General features: G+C 70.5%; 2 protein-coding genes and 2 pseudogenes. 3 read left to right on the forward strand and 1 reads right to left on the reverse strand.

Features of this window, described 5'->3' with window-relative positions:
- Window positions 1-76: 76 nt before the first annotated feature.
- Window positions 77-214: pseudogene (locus ABZ646_RS45340) on the forward strand (hydrolase); the annotation flags it as partial.
- A gap of 114 nt (window positions 215-328) precedes the next feature.
- A complete protein-coding gene (locus ABZ646_RS45345) occupies window positions 329-1,192 on the forward strand; it encodes a DMT family transporter (RefSeq protein ID WP_360533286.1) in 864 nt (287 codons plus the stop codon).
- Here the strand turns inward: ABZ646_RS45345 and ABZ646_RS45350 are convergent.
- On the reverse strand, window positions 1,173-1,874 hold the full coding sequence (locus ABZ646_RS45350; protein ID WP_360533283.1) for a DUF3050 domain-containing protein: 702 nt from the start codon (window positions 1,872-1,874) through the stop codon (window positions 1,173-1,175). The two genes, ABZ646_RS45345 and ABZ646_RS45350, sit on opposite strands and share 20 nt — an antisense overlap.
- 85 nt (window positions 1,875-1,959) lie before the next feature.
- Here ABZ646_RS45350 and ABZ646_RS45355 point away from each other — a divergent pair.
- A pseudogene (locus tag ABZ646_RS45355) lies at window positions 1,960-2,244 on the forward strand (hypothetical protein); the annotation flags it as partial.

The following is a 2,244-nucleotide window of genomic DNA, read 5'->3' on the forward strand; positions in this document are numbered from 1 at the left end:
GAACCGGCCACCTTGGCCTGGGCGTCGCCGCCCTTGTCGGGGAGGCTGCGGACGGCGCGTTCCAGCATCCAGTTGGGCCTGCTGGGGCGACAGCTCGCCCATCGACGACGGCACGGGCCAGTCCGGCAACAAGCTGTACGACGGCTGGAACGACTCCGGCGCCACCAACGCGGCGCTCGCCCTGAACGCCACCGCCTGGCTGGCCGGCGCGAGCTGACCTCCGGCGGGACGGAAGGAAGCGGGTCCGGGGCGTCCCGGGCCCGCTTCTTACCTTCCCGCCCGGCCGCAGCTCGCCCGTCTCCCCTACAGTCCCTCTGTGCTCTTCGGAATGGTGTGCGCCCTCGCGGCGGCGGTCTGCTTCGGTACGGCGACGGTTCTCCAGGCGATGGCCGCGCGGGAGGCCGGTGACGGCACCGGCGGCGAGGCCGCGCTGCTGCTGCGGGCGGTGCGGCAGTGGCGGTACGTCGTGGGTCTCGGCCTGGACGGGCTGGGGTTCGTCTTCCAGATCCTGGCCCTGCGGTCGCTCCCCATCTACGCGGTGAGCGCGGCCCTGGCCGCGTCGCTCGCGGTGACGGCGGTGGTCGCGGCGCGGCTGCTCGAGGTGCGGCTCAGCGGGGTGGAGTGGGCCGCCGTGGCGGTGGTGTGCGCGGGGCTCGCGATGCTGGGGCTGGCCTCGGGGCCGGAGGGGGACCGGGCCGGGTCGACGGCGTTGAAGTGGACGATGCTCGGGATCGCCCTGGGTGTGCTGCTGCTCGGACTGGCCGGCGGGCGGCTGTCCGGGCGGGGGCGGGCGCTGGTCCTCGGCCTCGGGGCGGGGTTCGGGTTCGGGGTGGTGGAGGTGTCGGTACGGCTGATCGACACGCTGCGGCCGCCGGACCTCCTCACCAATCCGGCGACGTACGCCCTCCTCGTCGGCGGTGGCGCGGCCTTCATGCTGCTGACCTCGGCGCTCCAACGCGGCTCGGTGACCACGGCGACGGCCGGCATGGTCATCGGCGAGACGATCGGTCCCGCGGCGGTGGGCGTCGTATGGCTCGGCGACCGCACCCGGGAGGGCCTGACCTGGCTGGCGGTGCTCGGCTTCGCGGTGGCCGTGGCGGGGGCACTGGCACTGGCACGGTTCGGGGAGGCGCCGGACACGGCGGACGCCGGGCCCGGCGCACCCGAGCCGGTCAGCCCATCGCGTCCGTGATTCCGTCCCAGAGGCGGGACCTGGCCGCCAGGGCGACGAGGACCGTGTCGGTGGCCTCCGCCCAGTGCTGCTCGTCGGTACCGCACAGGTCGGCGACCATCTGGAGGGCCATGGGGGTGTGCTCCTCGCCGTCGACCTCGATGTGGCGGGCGAGGTAGTCACGGAAGAGCGGGAAGCCGTCGGTGCCCTCCTCCTTGACGACCTGGTCGAACATGTCCGGGATCAGGTCCTCGCGGGAGAAGGCGAACGCGGCGGCCCGGCAGTGCAGCGGGCGGTCGGCGATGATCCCGAAGGTCGTGCGCACGAACTCCACGGCGGGGGCCGGCACCCGGGCGACGCGCAGGGCCGCGGAGACGTCGTGGCCCTCGGCGAGGAGCGCCACGAAGGTGTCGACGGGGGCAGTGTCGGCCGACGCCTCGGCCATGGCCGCGCGGTACAGCTCGAAGTGGCTGGTGAAGCCGCCGTTCAGGGCGTCGCTCTCCTCCACCAGCACGATGTCGTTGATGAGCCGGCGGGCGACCGCGGAGCCGCGGGGCACCCAGGGCACGTCGACGCAGGTGAGCTCCCGCTGGAGCGACTTGAGCAGGGACATGAAGTCCCAGACGGCGAAGACGTGGTGGCTCATGAAGGCCGCCAGGTGCTCCCGCTCGGACATCCGCTGGTAAATCGGGTGGGCGGTCACCTCTTTTCGAGCCGATTCGATCACCGATCGCGCCTGATCGATTGCCTTCCGAGCATCATCCGACAAATTCCAGACGTACCTCGACATGGCGATCTCCTTTGTTCCGGACGGCGATCGTGCAACTTTCCCGAACCACTGGGCAAGCACTTTCCGGAAATCCACGCGAGTTACCGGAAGTAGCGCAAGACACACCACGGCAAGCTCACAGAAAGCGCTATATAAAGTCACGATCCGGACGCACCCCAGGTCGCAAAAAAATCTCGTTGAATCTTTGAACGCGCATTGTGTCCATTCCGTAAAGGACACCGTGACCAGTAATCCCGTCACCGTCACCGTGGCCTATCACGTGCTGCCGGGTCGTGAAGGCGAC

Source organism: Streptomyces sp. NPDC007162, from assembly GCF_040634175.1.
Lineage (GTDB): Bacteria > Actinomycetota > Actinomycetes > Streptomycetales > Streptomycetaceae > Streptomyces.

Bases quoted from the DNA above. Each gene is read 5' to 3' on its own strand.
- ABZ646_RS45345 (WP_360533286.1), top strand. From the start codon at position 329: ATGGTGTGCGCCCTCGCGGCGGCGGTCTGCTTCGGTACGGCGACGGTT.